At 54.9% G+C, this 18150-nt stretch carries 14 protein-coding genes; 11 read left to right on the top strand and 3 right to left on the bottom strand.

The features are described from left to right. Nucleotides 1-108 precede the first annotated feature (108 nt). The 8 genes from INF73_RS18545 to INF73_RS18510 are packed head-to-tail and all read left to right on the top strand — an operon-like array spanning nt 109 to nt 8876. Nucleotides 109-2622 carry a type VI secretion system Vgr family protein gene (locus INF73_RS18545; protein WP_193540660.1) on the top strand — a complete coding sequence of 838 codons (2514 nt, stop codon included), beginning with the start codon at nt 109-111 and terminating at the stop codon, nt 2620-2622. Further along, on the top strand, nt 2619-4757 hold the full coding sequence (locus INF73_RS18540; protein ID WP_193540662.1) for a DUF3274 domain-containing protein: 2139 nt from the start codon (nt 2619-2621) through the stop codon (nt 4755-4757). Before INF73_RS18545 ends, INF73_RS18540 begins: the two co-directional genes overlap by 4 nt. A gap of 13 nt (nt 4758-4770) precedes the next feature. Beyond that, nucleotides 4771-5481: a hypothetical protein gene (locus INF73_RS18535; RefSeq protein WP_045261632.1), complete on the top strand. Its 711-nt coding sequence runs from the start codon at nt 4771-4773 to the stop codon at nt 5479-5481. Between the two features lie 3 nt (nt 5482-5484). Next, a complete protein-coding gene (locus tag INF73_RS18530; RefSeq protein ID WP_045261631.1) occupies nt 5485-6171 on the top strand; it encodes a hypothetical protein in 687 nt (228 codons plus the stop codon). A 2-nt stretch (nt 6172-6173) separates the two neighbouring features. Beyond that, nucleotides 6174-6884 carry a hypothetical protein gene (locus INF73_RS18525; RefSeq protein WP_045261630.1) on the top strand — a complete coding sequence of 237 codons (711 nt, stop codon included), beginning with the start codon at nt 6174-6176 and terminating at the stop codon, nt 6882-6884. After that, nucleotides 6884-7141, top strand: coding sequence for a PAAR domain-containing protein (locus INF73_RS18520; RefSeq protein ID WP_032639699.1), 258 nt, complete (start codon nt 6884-6886; stop codon nt 7139-7141). Before INF73_RS18525 ends, INF73_RS18520 begins: the two co-directional genes overlap by 1 nt. Further along, the gene (locus INF73_RS18515; protein WP_045261629.1) at nt 7141-8517 is read left to right on the top strand and encodes a hypothetical protein; all 1377 of its coding nucleotides are present in this window, start codon (nt 7141-7143) and stop codon (nt 8515-8517) included. The genes INF73_RS18520 and INF73_RS18515 overlap by 1 nt, the downstream gene beginning before the upstream one ends. Further along, the gene (locus INF73_RS18510; protein WP_193540664.1) at nt 8517-8876 is read left to right on the top strand and encodes a hypothetical protein; all 360 of its coding nucleotides are present in this window, start codon (nt 8517-8519) and stop codon (nt 8874-8876) included. Before INF73_RS18515 ends, INF73_RS18510 begins: the two co-directional genes overlap by 1 nt. 69 nt (nt 8877-8945) lie before the next feature. Here INF73_RS18510 and INF73_RS18505 read toward each other — a convergent pair whose 3' ends face one another. The 3 genes from INF73_RS18505 to INF73_RS18495 form a co-directional block, all read right to left on the bottom strand. Then, nucleotides 8946-9911 (bottom strand): L,D-transpeptidase family protein, encoded by a 966-nt coding sequence (locus INF73_RS18505; RefSeq protein WP_193540666.1) that lies wholly within the window; start codon nt 9909-9911, stop codon nt 8946-8948. 150 nt (nt 9912-10061) lie between these two features. After that, nucleotides 10062-13508 carry a transcription-repair coupling factor gene (gene mfd, locus INF73_RS18500; protein WP_193540668.1) on the bottom strand — a complete coding sequence of 1149 codons (3447 nt, stop codon included), beginning with the start codon at nt 13506-13508 and terminating at the stop codon, nt 10062-10064. Between the two features lie 149 nt (nt 13509-13657). Further along, nucleotides 13658-14731 carry an acyltransferase family protein gene (locus INF73_RS18495; RefSeq protein WP_193540670.1) on the bottom strand — a complete coding sequence of 358 codons (1074 nt, stop codon included), beginning with the start codon at nt 14729-14731 and terminating at the stop codon, nt 13658-13660. Between the two features lie 257 nt (nt 14732-14988). On the opposite strand from INF73_RS18495, the gene lolC reads away from it, so the two are divergent. From lolC to lolE, 3 genes are read left to right on the top strand one after another with little or no spacing between them, the layout of a single operon-like run. Further along, nucleotides 14989-16188, top strand: coding sequence for a lipoprotein-releasing ABC transporter permease subunit LolC (lolC, locus tag INF73_RS18490; protein WP_028012739.1), 1200 nt, complete (start codon nt 14989-14991; stop codon nt 16186-16188). After that, nucleotides 16181-16882 (top strand): lipoprotein-releasing ABC transporter ATP-binding protein LolD, encoded by a 702-nt coding sequence (gene lolD / locus INF73_RS18485; RefSeq protein WP_008500772.1) that lies wholly within the window; start codon nt 16181-16183, stop codon nt 16880-16882. The genes lolC and lolD overlap by 8 nt, the downstream gene beginning before the upstream one ends. Beyond that, on the top strand, nt 16882-18126 hold the full coding sequence (lolE, locus tag INF73_RS18480; protein WP_193540671.1) for a lipoprotein-releasing ABC transporter permease subunit LolE: 1245 nt from the start codon (nt 16882-16884) through the stop codon (nt 18124-18126). Before lolD ends, lolE begins: the two co-directional genes overlap by 1 nt. Nucleotides 18127-18150 lie beyond the last annotated feature (24 nt).

The following is an 18150-nucleotide window of genomic DNA, read 5'->3' as shown; positions in this document are numbered from 1 at the left end:
GAATTTTGAAACATTCTGTGATGTGTTACGGAATGGCGTTTTATTAAATGGACTGTGGGCGTATTGTATTTTTAATAAAAAGTCATTTTTTAACAGGGATATTTGGCGATGGAAGGACCATCAGGCATTGTTCAGCAACAGGATACGTTAAACCGTTATTTACTGTATTTTACACGAGGCAAATCTGTTTTACCGGATGTTCACTCTTTTACCGGGGAAGAAGAACTCAGTAAGCCCTACCGCTACACCATCCGCTTTACCAGCCCAACATCAAACATTGCAGTCAACGAAGTCCTCAATCAGAGCGCGGAATTTATTCTGCGTGCCCCGAATCCGAAAGCAGGCTGGTACGATCAGGAGCCCTGGCTGCCGGTGCGCCAGATTAACGGGGTGATCACGTCGTTTTCCCGTCTGAAGTCATCTGCCGATGAAGCCCTGTACGAGTGTGTGCTGGAGCATGAACTGGCGCTGCTGGACCGAAATTACCGCTCGGCCGTGTACATGGATGTAACCGTACCCGAGCTCGTCACTCAGCTGATGAAGGAAAGCAGTCTGTTTGAAGGCTACAACATTGATTTTGACCAGCTGAGTCGCAGCTATCCCCGAAGGGAAATGGTCATTCAGTGGAAGGAAACCGATCTCCAGTTTATCCGCCGTCTGCTGGCCGAGGTAGGGATCTGGTTCCGCTTTGAAAACCACGACAAGGTGCAGGGCGAAACGGTGGTTATCTTTGGTGACGGTGGCCGCCGCTATGTCTTCAGCGATAAGCCGCTGCCGTACGTCCGCCATTCCGGCATGACCAGTCATGAAGAATACATTACCGAGCTCGAAGAACAATACGAACTCATTCCCGAAAGCGTGCTGGTGCGTACGTATAACTACCGCAATCCATTTTCGCCACAGGCGGATAAAACCATTTTCGATAATGATATTCCCGACGGGATAACTAGCGGCAAACAGTATCACTATGCCGATCATTATCTGGAGAACGGCGATTTTTACGGTGAAGAGGCGGAAACAGCCACGTTCTACGCGCGCCTGCGCTATGAGCGCCTGCTGAACAAACAGAGTGTGCTGGGTGGAACAACCAGTGACCCGGCACTGCTGCCGGGTGTGATGTTCCACCCGACAGGGGATATTCCTGACGGGTTTAAGCACGGTTTTCTTGTCACCACAATGACGCTATCCGGCAGTCGCGCACAGCACTACCGCGCCATCCTGAAAGGGATCCCTTATCTGAACGGCTACAGCTATCGTCCGGAATATCTGCCGCGACCGGTGATTGCCGGTACGGTACCCGGTCGCGTGGCGGCCATCAATCGGGATCACACTTATGCCGGAGTCGATGCCCGGGGCCGATATCGCGTGAAGTTTGATTTTGACCTCGACGAGAAACGTGACTGTTTTGAAAGTGCGCTGATGCGTCTGGGCAGACCGTACGGCGGGGATGTGTTTGGTTTTCATTTCCCGCTGCTGGACGGCACAGAAGTGGCTGTAGCCTTTGAAGGCGGCGATCCGGACCGGCCCTTTATTGCGCATGTCATGCATGACGGCGCGCACCCTGATCTGGTTACAAACCGCAACGACACCCGCAACGTGATCCGCACTGCTGCTTCAAACAAAATCCGCCTGGAGGACCGCCGCGGTCAGGAACACATCAAGATTTCCACGGAGTACGGCAAGAGTCAGGTCAGCGCTGGCCACCTCGTTGACGCGGAGGGAAAACAGCGCGGTGAAGGTGTGGAAGCGCGTACTGACAATCACATGGCGCTCCGTGCGGCCAAAGGGGTGATGATCACCACGGAGGCGCAACCGCGTGCTGTGGGTAAGCAACTGGATATGACGGCCGCCATTGCGCAGCTGGAGAAAGCGTTGTCGCTGGCAATGACGCTGCAACAAAGCGCACTGACGGCCGGGGCCAGTAATGTGGAAACCGATCAGCAAAACCAGCTGAACCAGGTGCTGAGTAATCTGGCAGGGCCGGGTCTGCTTACATATGCCGACAAAGGGCAGGCACACGTCACGCCGGACAGTCTGCAACTGTCTGCCGGGAAAGATGTGATTGTGACTGCGGGCCAGGATACCAGCGTAAACGTGGTGAAAAAATTCTCTCTGGCCGTGGGGGAAAAACTCTCGCTGTTTGCCCGCAAGCTCGGCATTCAGATGATTGCCGGTGCCGGGGATATCACGACGCAGGCCCAGCGCGGTGCCATGCATATGCTCTCGCAGAATGATTTCACGATGGCGAGCACCGCCGGGCAACTGAACGGCAGCGCCAAGCAAGGCATACAGCTGGTCTGTGGCGGTGGCGGAATACGCGTCAGTCCGAACGGACTGGTCACCATCTTCTCGCCGACGGGAATCGAACTGAAAGGGCCAAATCTTAAGTATGACGGCCCGGAAAGCGCGCATGTCACGGTCCCGTCGTTCAATCAGGGCGCATTTAAGCTCCGCTACCAGCTGCACGCCGGAGATGACCCGGAGCAAATTCTCGCGAACAAAAAATTCAGGCTGACCAGCTCGGCCGGAAAAGTGGTGGAAGGCATAACGGACAGCAACGGCCATTCAGCATTACTCGATGCTGATGACCTGGACACCTACAAAATGGAGTTAATGGAATGACGGAAGCCAGACAAAGCCCGTATGCCCCACGGGTCATATCAGAAGGGGATATTCCGGTACACAAAGATTTGGGGGAGGTGGCCCAGACCCGTCGCGTTGGCGTGCCGCGCCCGATGCCGGGGATTGTAATTCTGGTCCACGGGGTGAATGACGTGGGCGAAGCGTATCAGAATCAGGAGAAAGGCATTCTTGCGGGCCTGAGTAAGCGTCTTAATCGTCAGGATTTTTACGCGCATGAATGGGGGGAATATAGAATTGCGCACCCCGGCCGTTCACCGGTTATCCCGTTTTACTGGGGATACAAGCCGATAACGCATGAGGATTACGTTGCAGACCAGCAACGCTACAGGGAAGAGGTTTACAGGCAGGGAAACAATGCGCACCTGTCGTTTGATGCTTATCAGGAGAATGACGAGAAGAAAAAAGCGGCACTGGGTAACGACGGCAAAGGCGCGTATAAGTACCAGAACGATAATTTCAAAAACGCCCTCGATACGAATTTTGCCAAAGGTGGAGGGACGTTTGCCAATGCGACAACCAACATCCCCGATATGTTAGGACCGGGAGCTGGTGGCGCGGCGCTGGCCGCCGCAGGGTTTGCCACATTACACATGAACGGCGGCGATTACACGCACCCCATCTTTCCGAACCCGCACCGTATCTATCAATTCTTTGCCGCGCAGCGGCTGGCGGATTTGATCCTGACTATCCGCCGAAATCCAGTGACCGGGAAGGATGTTATTAATGTAGTGGCGCACAGCCAGGGCACGATTATCACCATGCTGGCAAATATGCTGGTCAAACAGGAGAGTTTTGATCCGGTTAATTGCACCATTCTGAACCACTCACCGTATTCGCTGGAAGGACGTCTCAGTGAAGACGCCCAGCCCGGTCATCACCAGACGGCGTTTGCCCGTCAGGAAACGTTTAAACATTTTTGTGCATTGATGGGCACTCAGTACAAAGGCGGTGATCTGTCAGACGCGGATATGCTGGCGATGGAAGCCAGCTGCGCATCACGCAAGCCTTCCGATAACCCATTGAGGAAGGATGCTAAGTATCGTCGTGACAATAACGGTAAGGTTTATAACTACTGGTGTCCGCAGGACGGTACCGTCTCCCTGCAAAACATCCAGGGATTTGGCTGGCGGGGTATTCCCGATAAGTTAGCTGCTGGCATTCCTAACCTGCGTCAGCGTGTGTTCTGCCAGCACCGCTGGGTAGGGCGACTGGAGACGGAGCCGTTTAAGATGGCACCGGAGCGAAAGGGGGATTTCAGTACCACGCCGGTGATGAATGCGGGATATTCGTACAGCGATGTGGTGATTAACGGCGAAGAACTGCCGGAGCCGTTTATTTTCAAACTCATGGGGCAGGATAACCATCCGGATAACGATCCGAAGACCAGTGATAAACCGTACACCGCGTATATCGACCCAGACAGTCCTGACGCTTACATTTCCTATTCAGCTAAAGCCAGTGCCATTTCGCGCACGGCATCGGCTAGCTATACGCTTGATAACTATCAGCGTATCAGCTGGCAACCGGGTCATGTATTAACGCCGAATGAGCTGCAGGTGGAAAGTTTTGACCGGGGGCATGAAGTTATTCGCGGTGAAGTGACGGGAACGAGAGATTTTTCTCAGCTGACGCTGACCTGGCTTAAATCCCGTGACGAACTTGAAAAGGAGTGGCAGAACACCGATCCGGTAGGCTACAGCCAGCACTCTTCTATCGTCGCCAGTGAATTTGCACCGTCGCACGCGATGGCGTTCGACCTGGCTATCGGTCAGTGCAAGTCCTTTGACTATCAGGCGGGTAAGTTCTGGGAAGGCTTGTTACACCGCGCAGACTGGCGAGACCCGCAGAATGGGTTCAAGTCAGCTGTAGATTATTACAGAACCGGAAAGTTGAATGATGAAACAACAAAATGGTTTATGAATAAACCTGAAGATGTTCTGCCTAAAGGTGAGTTCGGCGTGGAAAACCAGTTTAACAATGCCACGTCGGTTAAGCCATCCCGTGATCTGGCAACAGGGAATCAGGAAGTGGCAAATCTACAATGGGATATGCCTAAGCCAAAATCTGACAGCGACCTGGGAATAGCGAAACAAAAATCGTGGTGGGAATCGTGACAGGGAGACAAGCATGAAGATAGAACGTACAGCAGGTATTGCCCTGGTGTCAGTGCTGGTGGCCGCAGGTTGCAAGGCTTCAGAGCCGCCAACGCAGGTAGTGTACCGGTTCGATGACCATCGTTATCTTGAGCTGAAGGGCTGGGACTGCGAGGGTGAACTCTGGTACACGGATACACTGCGGGGTATCCACACGGAGCCTGTCAGCCAGTTTTACCGGATATTTACCAAAAAATATGTCCATCCATCTGAGAAATATATTGCAATAACTGGTTGGGGTGTTGGTGGATTTAGGGTTTCGAAAGATTATGGGCAGACCTGGCAAATTGCACAGTTTTCCCCTGGTGAAAATGATCTTAATGGAATGAATGCCCCACAGCAGGAAGATGTTCTTTCCTTCACGGTCGTCAACGATCAGGGTTTTTTGCAGACCAAACATCGACTGTATATGTCGTCCAAACCGTTTGACGACCCGCGCCTTGCCGCTGGTGGTCCTGGGATTGAATATACCGTTGACGACGGAACTGGGCAAAAGGTAAGCGGGAAAGTGGAACCTCGTTCACCTGGCTGGCCTTGGGGAATGGTGTATATGACCAAACAAGGTTTAGAAGGCTCTACTGAGCAACTTAAAACCAATTGGCAGAATCAACCCGATAAGGTTCCGGAAGTGAAGGGATACACCGGCTGGGACCATATGCGCTGTGATATGGATGCGGGGCGTTAAAAGATGAAAGGACTTTATTCAGTGCTGACCGCGCTGCTGGTGGCCGGTTGCCAGGCTTCAGAACCACCGACGCAGGTAGTGTACCGGTTCGATGGCCATCGTTATCTGGAGTTGAAGGGCTGGGACTGTGAAGGTGAACTCTGGTTCACCGATACACAACGGGGTATTCACTCTGAGCCTGTCAGTCAGTTTTACCGGATTTACACCAAAAAATTTATTCATCCTTCTGAACGTTATATTGCTATTCCTACATGGGATTCTCCAGGGGCTATGGTTTCGAAAGATTATGGGCAAACCTGGTATCCTTCGGCGTTTGCTCCCAGAGAAAACGAGCCTAACGGTGATTCTTCGCCTCCTTACGACGACATTATTTCCTTCACTGTCGTCAACGATCAGGGTTTTTTGCAGACCAAACACCGACTATATATGTCGTCCAAGCCGTTTGATGATCCTCGTCTCGCTACGGGTGGACCCGGCATTACTTACAAGCTACAGGACGGGACTGTGCAAGTTCTGGAACCCCGTTCACCTGGTCCAGCCTGGGGGCTGGACTACATAACTAAACAAGGTCTGAAAGAGGATATAGCCCAGTTTAAGGCTAACTATCAGGGCTTACCCGATAAAGTACCGGAAGTGAAAGATTATACCGGCTGGGACCATATGCAATGCAATATGGATGCAGGGAGATAGCCATGAAAGGACTTTTTTCAGTGCTGACCGCGCTGCTGCTGGTGGCCGGTTGCAAGGCTTCAGAGCCGCCGACGCAGGTGGTTTATCGGTTTGACGATCACCGTTATCTGGAGCTGAAGGGCTGGGACTGTGAGGGCGAGCTCTGGTATACGGATACACTGCGGGGTATCCACACGGAGCCTGTCAGCCAGTTTTACCGGATATTTACCCAAAAATATGTCCATCCATCTGAGAAATATATTGCAATAACTGGTTGGGGTGTTGGTGGATTTAGGGTTTCGAAAGATTATGGGCAGACCTGGCAAATTGCACAGTTTTCCCCTGGTGAAAATGATCTTAATGGAATGAATGCCCCACAGCAGGAAGATGCTCTTTCCTTCACAGTGGTCAACGATCAGGGTTTTTTGCAGACCAAACATCGACTGTATATGTCGTCCAAACCGTTTGATGACCCGCGCATTCAGCCCGGTGGTCCTGGGATTGAATATACCGTGGATGACGGTATGGGAGGTAAGGTAAACGGTAAGCTGGAGCCAAGCAATGCTGGCCCTGCATGGGGGCTGGACTACATAACTAAACAAGGTCTGAAAGAGGATACAGCCCAGTTTAAGACTAACTATCAGGGCTTACCCGATAAAGTACCGGAAGTGAAAGATTATACCGGCTGGGACCATATGCGCTGCGATATGGACGCAGGAAGGAAAGGATACTGATGAACGGCGTAATTCGACTGAATGACCCGCTGGTGAGCGGCGGGAAGGTAATTAAGGCGTCAGGCGCGCAGTTTATGGGCATGCCTGTCGCGCTGAAAGGGGATGAGGTGATGTGTCCCGAACACAAGGGGACGTTCCCCATTAAAGAGAGCCATCCGACATGGACGATGAACGGCCGGGGCGTGGTCGTGGATGGCTGTAAAGCGGCGTGCGGCTGTGTTATTCGCACCACACTGCCCACTGCGGGGGCCGTGTGATGAACTGGTGGCTTTACCCTAAGCAGAACGAATTTAAACATGACTTTCCCACTATTGGTGTGTGTGTCGTCTATGTGCTCGTGGTGATTGTTTGTACTGGTATCCGGGCTGTCACCTGGCCGGGTAATAAACATGTTGATTCAGGTTTTCTTGTTGATGCCGTGGTAATACCTGTCGCTGTAGTAACCTTTTTAGTACAGGCGTTCTGTATTGCGTATAACGCGCACAGACACTACATAGAAACGCGGTTATTGATTGCGGCACGGCAGGAATACAAGGTTGTCAGCTATGCCAGGCGTAACATCATCCTGGCTGGCTGGTCGATACTGACCCCGCCAAAGGCAACAAAGGAACTGGCACTGAACATGTTGAAACTGGAGGGGGAGTTTCCGCTGGCCGCCAAAATGCCGTTGAAAATTGACCTGGATAAATCATTCGATTTCACGCGAGCCGGGCAGGCAATTATCCACCTCCTGGAGCCGATGATGGAAAAACTCTCCCGGTACAGGCAGATTGAAGCGCTTGTATGGGTGCGAGGTGGGGATGAATCCTGTAGCGATGAACTCCGGCGTGTGCTTGAACGTTCCGGGATTTCAACCAAAAAAATCACATTTTTGCATGAATGCCCGGACTATACGTTAGTCACAGAGTGGATAAAACAGACGAACGGCTACGTCGTTGAACGCCTGCTTATCTGTGTAGATTTGCATACTGAAGAAGGGGAATGCAAGTGGATGGAGAATGCTACCGCGCTTCTCCTGACGAATTACTACGTTAAAACGGAAGGAGAAAAACCTGTTTATCTTTATCAACCGATGACGGGGGTTATTGACGTAGAAAATGCAGTACCTGTTTATCTGCGTGCGGAGGCTGTCAGTAAACCCAAACAGATCTGGTATACCGGTTTAACGCGCACAGAAAAGTATCCGCTGCTGGAAGTGCTGGACGAAAAAAAAGTCGTACCGGATCGGCTGGAGCTTGAAATGTCGCTCGGTGAGCATTCTGCAGGGTATCCGTGGCTGGCACTGGCGCTGGCATCAGATGCAGTAACGTATGCACAGGGTGACCAGTTTGTGGCGGCATCCGAACAGAAAAAGTTTTCTATTACGGCGGTATCATCCAGATTAACCCATCAGCCCGATTATCCGGCGGAAAAAATGTACACTCCACCGTGGTCTTCCGCCGGACTATCCGGAATGATGTTATTTTTCGCTGTTATATTAACTATGTTTGGTTTCAGCGTTAACGAGGGTGAAGATATTTCTGGCGGGTTCCTGGTTATTCTGTTTGTAATATGTACTGGATTGTTTACGGCTGCAGGCGTATTTATTACCTGGCTACAGAGTGATAAAGCTTACCAGCACATGGGGCTGTAATGATGAATGAACTAATCGATCTTATTTTACCTCATAAATCTGTATTTTATTATGATGATTTGGCCCTCGGTGTAATGCTTGCGTTAATGGTGGTGGATATTGATTTGTCTTTTGATTACAGGAACAAAAAGCACTGGGGTGCATATAATAAATTAAAATCATTGAAGGACTCTCCAGGAATCTACCACTTATATATGCCGATACGTATCCCTTCCCGACAGGAATGCTATATTTGTGTGCCGCTGAGAATTTTCACAGACTATAAGGTGTTTTTAATGATGTTGATTATGTATCCGGGATTTCCTGCCAGAAAAAAAGCACCGACGATACGATCGTTCAGTGCTTTATGTGTCATCTAAATATCCGTTCAGGTTTAAGTCACGCGAGCCTTAAGTAAAGCAGACGTGCAGGGCGTTTTACTTTCCGTCTTACATGGACTGCTGGACGACATCGTGATGCCGGGTGACATCGGTCGGCATGCCTGACCGCGCTTCCATCGCGCGCTCCATCACCAGGCTATCGGTATTCGCATTCGTTTTGAAGCTCACCATCACGGCATTCAGGTTAATGGGTAATGTCTGGGGATCGTCGCCGATATTTTTTGATAGCGGCTGGTGAATCTCAACCAGCCGCACGCCGCCTGGCTCTTCAGAGACCTTAATCGGCGTATTGATAATATTCACCTTCGTTCCCGGCGTAACGACGTTAAACAGCGTTTTGATATCGTCATCGCGCAGACGAATGCAGCCGGAGCTGACGCGCATGCCGATGCCAAAATCCGCGTTCGTACCGTGCAGCAGGTACACACCGCCATATGCGGCAAGGCGGATCGCGTGATGACCCATCGGGTTATCCGGGCCTGCCGGAACCACGGCAGGAAGATCGATGCCCTGGGCCTTATAGCGGGCGCGAATGTTGGCCGTCGGCGTCCAGGTTGGGTTGGCGCGTTTATCCGAGACGGTGGTGACCATCGTCGGCGTCAGCGTATCGCCGCCCAGTTGACCAATACCGATAGGGTAGACGGTAACCTCATTTTTACCCGGCGGGTAATAGTACAAACGCAACTCCGCCAGGTTGATCACGATCCCCTCCCGCGGAGCGTCCGGCAGGATAGTCTGTAACGGAATGGTCAGTACGCTGCCCGCGCGCGGGACGTACGGATCGACGCCGGGGTTCGCCTGCAGCAGGGCCAGAAAACCGACGTTATATTTTTTGGCTATCGCTTCCAGTGAGCCACCATTGTTTTCAACCACATGAAAACGGTTTTCGCCCACCACCTTGCTGCCGGGCGGGGGAAGGGGCCAGGTGTTTGCCCGCGCAGGAAGCGCAACCGCGACGGTGGCTGCCAGCGCAAACAGGGTTATCCAGCGGGTAAAACGCGAAGAGGTCATCATCACCATAATCCGTATAAATGATAAGGTTATTGTTTTATAAGGGGTTAAAGATAATTATGGCGAATGGGTGTGTCGGGAAGATCGGGTGAAGTGCAAAGAGTTTGTAAATTGTCCCCCCGCCAGCACTGCGCTAACGGGGGGAAGGGCGAGTTACGCGACAGCGTTCTCTTCCAGCTGACGCATAAAGTTACGCACCCAGTCCATGCGCGTTTTGCGCTCCGTCAGCTCCTGGGTAAATTTCAGTCGCGTCGGGCCATCAAGACGGAAGTGCTGCGGCTGTTTTTGCAGCAGGCCGATCAGCCACATCGGGTTGACGTGGTTCTTCTCGGCAAATTCAATAACGCCGCCTTTTTCGTTGCCCTCAAGCTTGCGAATGCCCAGCTTCTGCGCCTGCTGGCGCAGGCGCGCGATATCCAGCAGGTTACGCGCAGCATCTGGCAGCAGGCCGAAGCGGTCGATCAGCTCAACCTTAATTTCTTCCAGCTCGTTTTCCGTCTTCGCGCTGGCGATGCGCTTGTAGAACGACAGTCGGGTATTCACGTCCGGAATGAAATCATCCGGCAGCAGGGAAGGCATTCGCAGCTCGACCTCGGTTTGCTGGCTGGTCAAATCTTCCAGAGACGGCTCGCGCCCGGCCTTCAGGGCGTCCACCGCGTTTTCCAGCAGCTCCATATAGAGCGAGAAGCCGATGGTCTCCATGGAGCCGCTCTGGTCCTCACCCAGCAGTTCACCCGCGCCGCGGATCTCCAGGTCGTGCGTGGCCAGCGCGAAGCCTGCGCCGAGGTCTTCCAGCGAGGCGATGGCTTCCAGGCGCTTTTGCGCGTCGGTGGTCATCGCTTTCGGATGCGGCGTCAGCAGCCAGGCGTAGGCCTGATGGTGCGAACGCCCGACGCGGCCGCGCAGCTGGTGAAGCTGGGCCAGGCCGAAGTGATCCGCGCGTTCGATGATAATCGTGTTCGCCGTTGGAATGTCGATCCCGGTTTCGATGATGGTGGTACACACCAGCACGTTAAAGCGCTGGTGGTGGAAGTCGTTCATCACCCGCTCCAGCTCGCGTTCGCGCATCTGTCCGTGACCGATGGCAACACGCGCTTCCGGTACCAGTTCCGCCAGCCTGTCGGCGGCTTTCTGGATATTTTCGACATCGTTATACAGGTAATAGACCTGACCCCCGCGCAGCACCTCACGCAGAATGGCCTCACGCACCACCAGATTGTCGTACTCGCGGACAAAGGTTTTTACCGCCAGACGACGCGCCGGCGGCGTGGCGATAATCGACAGATCGCGCATGCCGCTCATCGCCATGTTCAGGGTTCGCGGGATCGGTGTCGCGGTCAGGGTCAGGATGTCGACGTCCGCGCGCATCGCTTTGATGCGCTCTTTATGGCGCACCCCGAAGCGGTGCTCTTCGTCGACGATCAGCAGCCCCAAATCTTTCCACTTCACGTCGCTTTGCAGCAGCTTATGGGTGCCGATCAGAATATCGATCTTGCCTTCGCTTGCCTGCTCCAGGATCTGCGTCTGCTCTTTGGTGCTGCGAAAACGCGACAGCATCTCGATGCGTACCGGCCAGTTGGCGAAGCGGTCACGGAAGTTGTCGAAGTGCTGCTGAGCGAGCAGGGTGGTTGGCACCAGCACCGCTACCTGCTTGTTGTTTTCAACCGCAAGGAAGGCGGCGCGCATCGCCACTTCGGTTTTACCGAAGCCGACGTCGCCGCAGACTAAACGGTCCATTGCCAGCGGCTGGCACATGTCGCTCAGCACGGCATTGATCGCCTGGGCCTGATCCGGCGTGGTTTCAAACGGGAAGCTGTCGCAGAACAGCTGATACTGTTCCTTGTCATGCTTAAAGGCGAAGCCCTCTTTGGCCGCGCGCTGGGCGTAGATATCCAGCAGCTCGGCGGCCACGTCGCGCACTTTTTCCGCGGCCTTCTGGCGCGCGCGCGCCCAGGCATCGCCGCCCAGCTTGTGCAGTGGCGCATTTTCCTCCGCGCCGCCCGCATAGCGGCTGATCAGGTGCAGCGACGAGACCGGTACATAAAGTTTGGCGTCGTTGGCGTAGGTCAGCATCAGGTATTCACCTTTGATACCGCCCGCTTCCAGCGTGGTCATCCCCTGATAGCGGCCAACGCCATGCTCCAGGTGCACAATCGGCTGGCCCGGATGCAGCTCGGCCAGGTTGCGGATCAGCGTGTCCGGGTTGATGGTCCGACGGCTGTCCTGGCGGCGGCGCGCGACGCGCTCGCCCAGCAGGTCGCTTTCGCAAATCAGCGCCAGGTTGTTGAGCGTGTCGATGAACCCGTGCTCGGCGGCGCCGATCATCAGATAACGACCGTTTCCGGTTGCTTCGCTCAGGCGAAGAATGCGCTTCGGCGCCACCTTAATGCGTCCCAGCAGCTCACCCAAAGCTTCGCGGCGGCCTTCGCTCTCAACGGAGAACACCACCGGGCCGGTAAAGGACTCCAGGAACTTGCGCAGATTATCCAGCGGGGATTTCTGCTGTGCCTGTACGGCCAGATCCGGCAGCGTCCGAAAGGCGAGGTTGGTGTTGGCGGCCTTATCAGCAAGCGAATCGGTTTTCAGCTGCATGCGCGGCCAGCGCTTCAGCTCGGCGTTGAGTTCGTCGGTGCGCAGCCACAGCGCTTCCGGCGGCAGGAGCGGACGCATCGGGTCAACGCCCCGGTTTTCGAAGCGCGCGCGGGTTTCGCTTTCAAAGCGGCTGGCGCTGGCGTCGATATCCCCGGTGTTCACAATCAGCGTATTCGCCGGGAAGTAGCTGAACAGGGCGGGCAGCGGCTCGCTGAAGAACAGCGGCTGCCAGTATTCGATTCCGGCCGGGAGCGTACCTTTGCTGACCTGCTGATAGATATGTTCTGCATCACGCTTTACGTCAAACCTGTCGCGCCACTGGCTGCGGAACAGCTCGATGGCGGTTTTGTCCGTCGGGAACTCGTGGGCAGGCAGTAAATTGATGGATTCCACCTCTTCCAGCGTGCGCTGGGTGTCGGCATCGAACACGCGCAGGCTGTCGATTTCATCATCAAAGAAATCCAGACGATACGGCTGGTCGCTGCCCATCGGGTAAAGGTCGAGCAGCGCGCCGCGGGTGGCATATTCCCCGTGCTCCATGACCTGATCGACATGGCGATATCCGGCACCGTCAAGCTGGTCTCGCAGGGTGTCGCGAGACAGGCGCTGGCCTTTTTTCATCACCAGCGCGTGGCCGTGCAGATAGCTGTGCGGACAGACGCGCTGCATCAGGGTATTCACCGGCACAATCAGCACGCCGCGCTGCATGGTCGGGAGTTGATAGAGCGTCGACAGGCGCGAGGAGATGATCTCCTGATGCGGGGAGAAACTGTCATACGGCAGCGTTTCCCAGTCGGCCAGGCTGAACACCAGGCTATCGGTGAACTGGCGAATTTCGTCGTGCAGGCGCAGGGCGTTTTGCATATCCGGGGCAACCAGCACCACCGGGCCAGGGTGCCGCTCAGCGATTTCTGCCACCAGCGTGGCGCACGCCGCGCCCGTGAGTTCACCCAGCTGGCGCTGGTCGCCCGCTTTGACGGGCAAGGAATAACGATAGTGTTCAGGCATGGCTATGTCAGAGTCTCTTATGGATATACCAACAGTATTGGGGCATATCACTGATACGCAATGTCTTTATTATCCTCGATCGTTTTACATAAGCAAATTGTAACCGCACGGCAGGGCTAAACGCCCCCAAAACGGGGGCGGAGAGGGCATTAACGGGTGGCAGGTGACAGGCTCCGCGTAGACGGAGGAGAGAAGAAAAGGTCCCCGAACAGCGAGGTGGAAATTTTACGCACCCCAAGCCCGGCAAGGGTACAGATCAGCAGGCTGGCAAACGGGTAGATCAGAATTAAGCACAGCTCTGCCCAGACCGGCCAGTAAGCGGCATTCATCTCGCCGATCAGGATCAGGCTGAAGGCCTCAATTAAGATGCGGTGGGTGGTATAGATCGCAATGGTGTTTGAGCCAATCACGTTCAGGAGGTTGTTGGGATGTACGGCATAACGCTGCTCAAGGCTGTAGAACAGCTTCATGATCAACACGATCGACAGCAGAGAAAGCAGGAGAGGAACGTTAGCAAACCACAGCACCACGGAGACGGCCGCGAAAGCGCCAGTAGCCAGCCAGGTGCGGCGCAGGTTGAAGCTTTTCATCCACGCCATCAGCTCGGCGCCATACCACGCCCCCAGGCTGTAGTAGATCATGTTGCGTACCACGCTGTTCATTCCCCACCACGGCAGCGGCAGGAAGTTGATCGCGATGCTCGCCAGCGCCAGCAGTCCGAGTATCGGCAGCTTCCAGCGGCTCAGCAGTTTACACAGCGTGAAGTAGACCACCAGAGCATACAGATACCACAGGCTGGTGCTGGCGGTGAGCATGCCCCGCACAAATCCTGCCAGGGAATCGGCGTAGGCCGCGTTCGACGAGGTGGCAAGCTCGCGATCGGGCGCCAGCCAGGCGTTCAGGTGGGTCAGCGCCTGCCATTGCAGGATCCCCCACAGCGCCAGAACCCAGACAATGCTCCAGATCCGCTTGTCGAGGCTGGTGCGCCAGTCTACCTCATCAATATAACGACGGATCAGATAGCCGGAGATAAAGAAGAAAACCGGCATCCGGAACGGGGCGAGATAGAGGTTAAAATAGACCCAGCATTTGGCGAGGAGACCGGAGAGCGGATGCTGTAGCCCGCTGAGATGAGGATAAAAGGTGATGACCGAGTGGTAAATCACCACCAGACAGATGCACAGCCCTTTTATCTGATTAATCCATAATGCTTTTTGTTTCATTGGTAACCCATACCAGTTTTGCCATAAACGTAGGGGCAATTGTTCTAAAACGACAGAGAGATGTAACGGGTAACTGTCTGTATCGGGACGTTTTTCGGAAAAGGTGGAGACTGTGCAGAGGGGAAATGGAAAGTACCACCCTGATTTATCTGAGTTTTTCGGAAAAATGATTACCAAAGCTTACGGTTTCAGTCATTTACCCTTAACGGATTCGCTTATATACTCGTGGGTCTGCTATCAGCAAACAGACGGACTTCATGTATCAACCTGTCGCACTCTTCATAGGCTTACGTTACATGCGTGGGCGCGCCGCGGACCGCTTCGGTCGCTTTGTCTCCTGGCTTTCGACTATTGGCATTACGCTCGGCGTGATGGCTCTGGTGACGGTGCTTTCCGTCATGAATGGCTTCGAGCGCGAGCTGCAAAACAACATCCTGGGGCTGATGCCGCAGGCCGTTCTCTCATCGAATAACGGTTCCGTTAACCCGCAACAGCTGCCGGAAAGCGCGGCGAAGTTACAGGGCGTCACGCGCGTTGCGCCCTTAACCACTGGCGATGTGGTGCTGCAAAGCGCCCGCAGCGTGGCGGTCGGCGTGATGCTGGGGATTGACCCAGCGCAAAAAGACCCGCTGACGCCGTTCCTGGTTAACGTGAAGCAAACCGATCTGGAAGCCGGAAAATACAACGTGATTCTGGGTGAGCAGCTTGCCGGGCAGCTTGGCGTCAACCGTGGCGATCAGCTGCGCGTGATGGTGCCGTCCGCCAGCCAGTTTACGCCAATGGGTCGCCTGCCGAGCCAGCGCCTGTTTAACGTGATTGGTACTTTTGCCGCCAACAGCGAAGTTGACGGCTATCAGATGCTGGTGAATATTCAGGATGCGTCACGCCTGATGCGCTACCCGGCGGGAAATATCACCGGCTGGCGCCTGTGGCTCGATCAGCCCCTGAAGGTCGATACCCTCAGCCAGCAAAAACTGCCGGACGGCACCAAATGGCAGGACTGGCGCGAGCGTAAAGGCGAGCTGTTCCAGGCCGTGCGTATGGAAAAAAACATGATGGGGCTGCTGCTGAGCCTGATCGTCGCCGTGGCTGCATTTAACATCATCACCTCGCTGGGCCTGATGGTGATGGAGAAGCAGGGCGAAGTCGCCATCCTGCAAACCCAGGGTCTGACGCCGCGCCAGATCATGGCGGTCTTTATGGTGCAGGGGGCCAGTGCAGGCATTATCGGCGCGCTGCTGGGCGCCGTGCTCGGCGCACTGCTTGCCAGCCAGCTTAATAACTTAATGCCGATCATCGGCGCGCTGCTTGACGGCGCGGCGCTGCCGGTGGCTATCGAGCCGCTGCAGGTGGTCGGAATTGCGCTGGCCGCGATGGCCATTGCGCTGCTTTCTACGCTTTATCCTTCCTGGCGCGCTGCCGCCACTCAACCCGCTGAGGCTTTACGTTATGAATAAGATCCTGTTGCAATGCGACAACCTGTCCAAACGCTATCAGGAAGGCACTGTGCAGACTGACGTGCTGCACAATGTGAGCTTCAGCGTGGGCGAGGGCGAGATGATGGCGATTGTCGGCAGCTCCGGCTCGGGCAAAAGTACGCTGCTGCACCTGCTGGGCGGGCTGGACACGCCAACCAACGGCGACGTGATCTTCTCCGGTCAGCCGATGAGCAAAATGTCCTCTGCGGCGAAGGCCGAGCTACGTAACCGCGAGCTGGGCTTTATCTACCAATTCCACCACCTGCTGCCGGATTTCACGGCGCTGGAAAACGTGGCGATGCCGCTGCTGATTGGCAAAAAGAAACCGGCAGAGATTAACGCCCGCGCCAGCGACATGCTGAAAGCGGTAGGGCTGGGCCATCGCGGAAACCACCGTCCGTCGGAGCTGTCCGGCGGCGAGCGCCAGCGCGTGGCAATTGCCCGTGCGCTGGTCAACAACCCGCGTCTGGTGCTGGCGGATGAGCCTACCGGTAACCTCGACGCGCGCAATGCGGACAGTATCTTCCAGCTTCTCGGCGAGCTAAACGCCTCGCAGGGAACCGCGTTTCTGGTGGTGACCCACGATCTGCAGCTGGCAAAACGCATGGGTCGCCAGCTTGAGATGCGCGACGGCCATCTGAATGCGGAACTGACCCTGATGGGGGCAGAGTAATGGCGTCACCGTTATCGTTACTCATCGGGTTACGCTTTAGCCGCGGCCGCCGTCGCGGCGGTATGGTGTCGCTGATCTCCGTGATATCCACCATCGGAATTGCGCTGGGCGTGGCGGTCCTGATTGTCGGCTTAAGCGCCATGAACGGCTTCGAGCGCGAGCTGAATAACCGCATTCTGGCGGTGGTGCCGCACGGGGAGATTGAGCCGGTTAACCAGCCGTGGGCCAACTGGAGCGATGCGCTCGCCAAAGTGGAAAAAGTGCCGGGCATTGCCGCGGCCGCGCCATACATTAATTTTACCGGACTGGTGGAGAGCGGGGTAAATCTGCGCGCCATCCAGGTGAAAGGGGTCAACCCGGCCCAGGAGGAGCGGCTCAGCGCGCTGCCGAAATATGTTCAGAACGGCGCGTGGCCGAACTTTAAGGCCGGCGAGCAGCAGATCATTATGGGTAAAGGCGTTGCCGATGCCCTGAAGGTGAAGCAGGGCGACTGGGTGTCAATCATGATCCCGAACGCCAGTGCCGATCACAAACTGCAGCAGCCAAAACGCGTGCGCCTGCACGTTACCGGTATTCTTCAGCTGAGCGGTCAGCTTGACCACAGCTTTGCGATGGTGCCGATGGAGGATGCACGCCAGTATCTCGACATGGGCGACAGCGTGACGGGCATTGCCATTAAGGTGAACGACGTCTTTAACGCCAACAAACTGGTGCGTGATGCCGGCAGCGTCACCAATAACTATGTCTACATCAAAAGCTGGATCGGCACTTACGGGTATATGTACCGTGATATCCAGATGATCCGTGCGATCATGTATCTGGCTATGGTGCTGGTGATAGGCGTGGCGTGCTTTAATATCGTCTCGACGCTGGTAATGGCGGTTAAGGACAAGAGCGGCGACATCGCCGTGTTGCGTACCCTTGGGGCAAAAGACGGTCTTATTCGCGCCATCTTTGTCTGGTACGGTTTGCTGGCAGGGCTGTTCGGCAGCCTTTGCGGCGTGGTAATTGGCGTGGTGGTTTCTCTGCAGCTGACGCCGATTATCAACGGCATTGAAAAGCTTATTGGTCACCAGTTCCTGTCCGGTGACATCTATTTTATTGACTTCCTGCCGTCTGAACTGCACTGGCTGGACGTTTTTTATGTGCTGGTTACAGCACTTTTACTGAGTCTGCTGGCAAGCTGGTATCCGGCGCGTCGCGCAAGCCGAATTGATCCGGCGAGGGTATTAAGTGGCCAGTAATTACGTCATGGTGTAGCGGTCCTG

This window comes from Enterobacter cloacae complex sp. P6RS, assembly GCF_014982245.1.
Lineage (GTDB): Bacteria > Pseudomonadota > Gammaproteobacteria > Enterobacterales > Enterobacteriaceae > Enterobacter > Enterobacter bugandensis.
This window is presented reverse-complemented; position numbering and strand designations above follow the sequence as displayed.

What these genes read in the sequence shown, in the direction of transcription:
- lolD (WP_008500772.1), top strand. Translation starts at nt 16,181, where the DNA reads ATGAATAAGATCCTGTTGCAATGCGACAACCTGTCCAAACGCTATCAG.
- INF73_RS18505 (WP_193540666.1), bottom strand. Translation starts at nt 9,911, where the DNA reads ATGATGACCTCTTCGCGTTTTACCCGCTGGATAACCCTGTTTGCGCTG.
- INF73_RS18510 (WP_193540664.1), top strand. Translation starts at nt 8,517, where the DNA reads ATGATGAATGAACTAATCGATCTTATTTTACCTCATAAATCTGTATTT.
- INF73_RS18515 (WP_045261629.1), top strand. Translation starts at nt 7,141, where the DNA reads ATGAACTGGTGGCTTTACCCTAAGCAGAACGAATTTAAACATGACTTT.
- INF73_RS18535 (WP_045261632.1), top strand. Translation starts at nt 4,771, where the DNA reads ATGAAGATAGAACGTACAGCAGGTATTGCCCTGGTGTCAGTGCTGGTG.
- lolE (WP_193540671.1), top strand. Translation starts at nt 16,882, where the DNA reads ATGGCGTCACCGTTATCGTTACTCATCGGGTTACGCTTTAGCCGCGGC.
- INF73_RS18525 (WP_045261630.1), top strand. Translation starts at nt 6,174, where the DNA reads ATGAAAGGACTTTTTTCAGTGCTGACCGCGCTGCTGCTGGTGGCCGGT.
- INF73_RS18540 (WP_193540662.1), top strand. Translation starts at nt 2,619, where the DNA reads ATGACGGAAGCCAGACAAAGCCCGTATGCCCCACGGGTCATATCAGAA.
- INF73_RS18530 (WP_045261631.1), top strand. Translation starts at nt 5,485, where the DNA reads ATGAAAGGACTTTATTCAGTGCTGACCGCGCTGCTGGTGGCCGGTTGC.
- INF73_RS18495 (WP_193540670.1), bottom strand. Translation starts at nt 14,731, where the DNA reads ATGAAACAAAAAGCATTATGGATTAATCAGATAAAAGGGCTGTGCATC.
- INF73_RS18520 (WP_032639699.1), top strand. Translation starts at nt 6,884, where the DNA reads ATGAACGGCGTAATTCGACTGAATGACCCGCTGGTGAGCGGCGGGAAG.
- INF73_RS18545 (WP_193540660.1), top strand. Translation starts at nt 109, where the DNA reads ATGGAAGGACCATCAGGCATTGTTCAGCAACAGGATACGTTAAACCGT.
- lolC (WP_028012739.1), top strand. Translation starts at nt 14,989, where the DNA reads ATGTATCAACCTGTCGCACTCTTCATAGGCTTACGTTACATGCGTGGG.
- mfd (WP_193540668.1), bottom strand. Translation starts at nt 13,508, where the DNA reads ATGCCTGAACACTATCGTTATTCCTTGCCCGTCAAAGCGGGCGACCAG.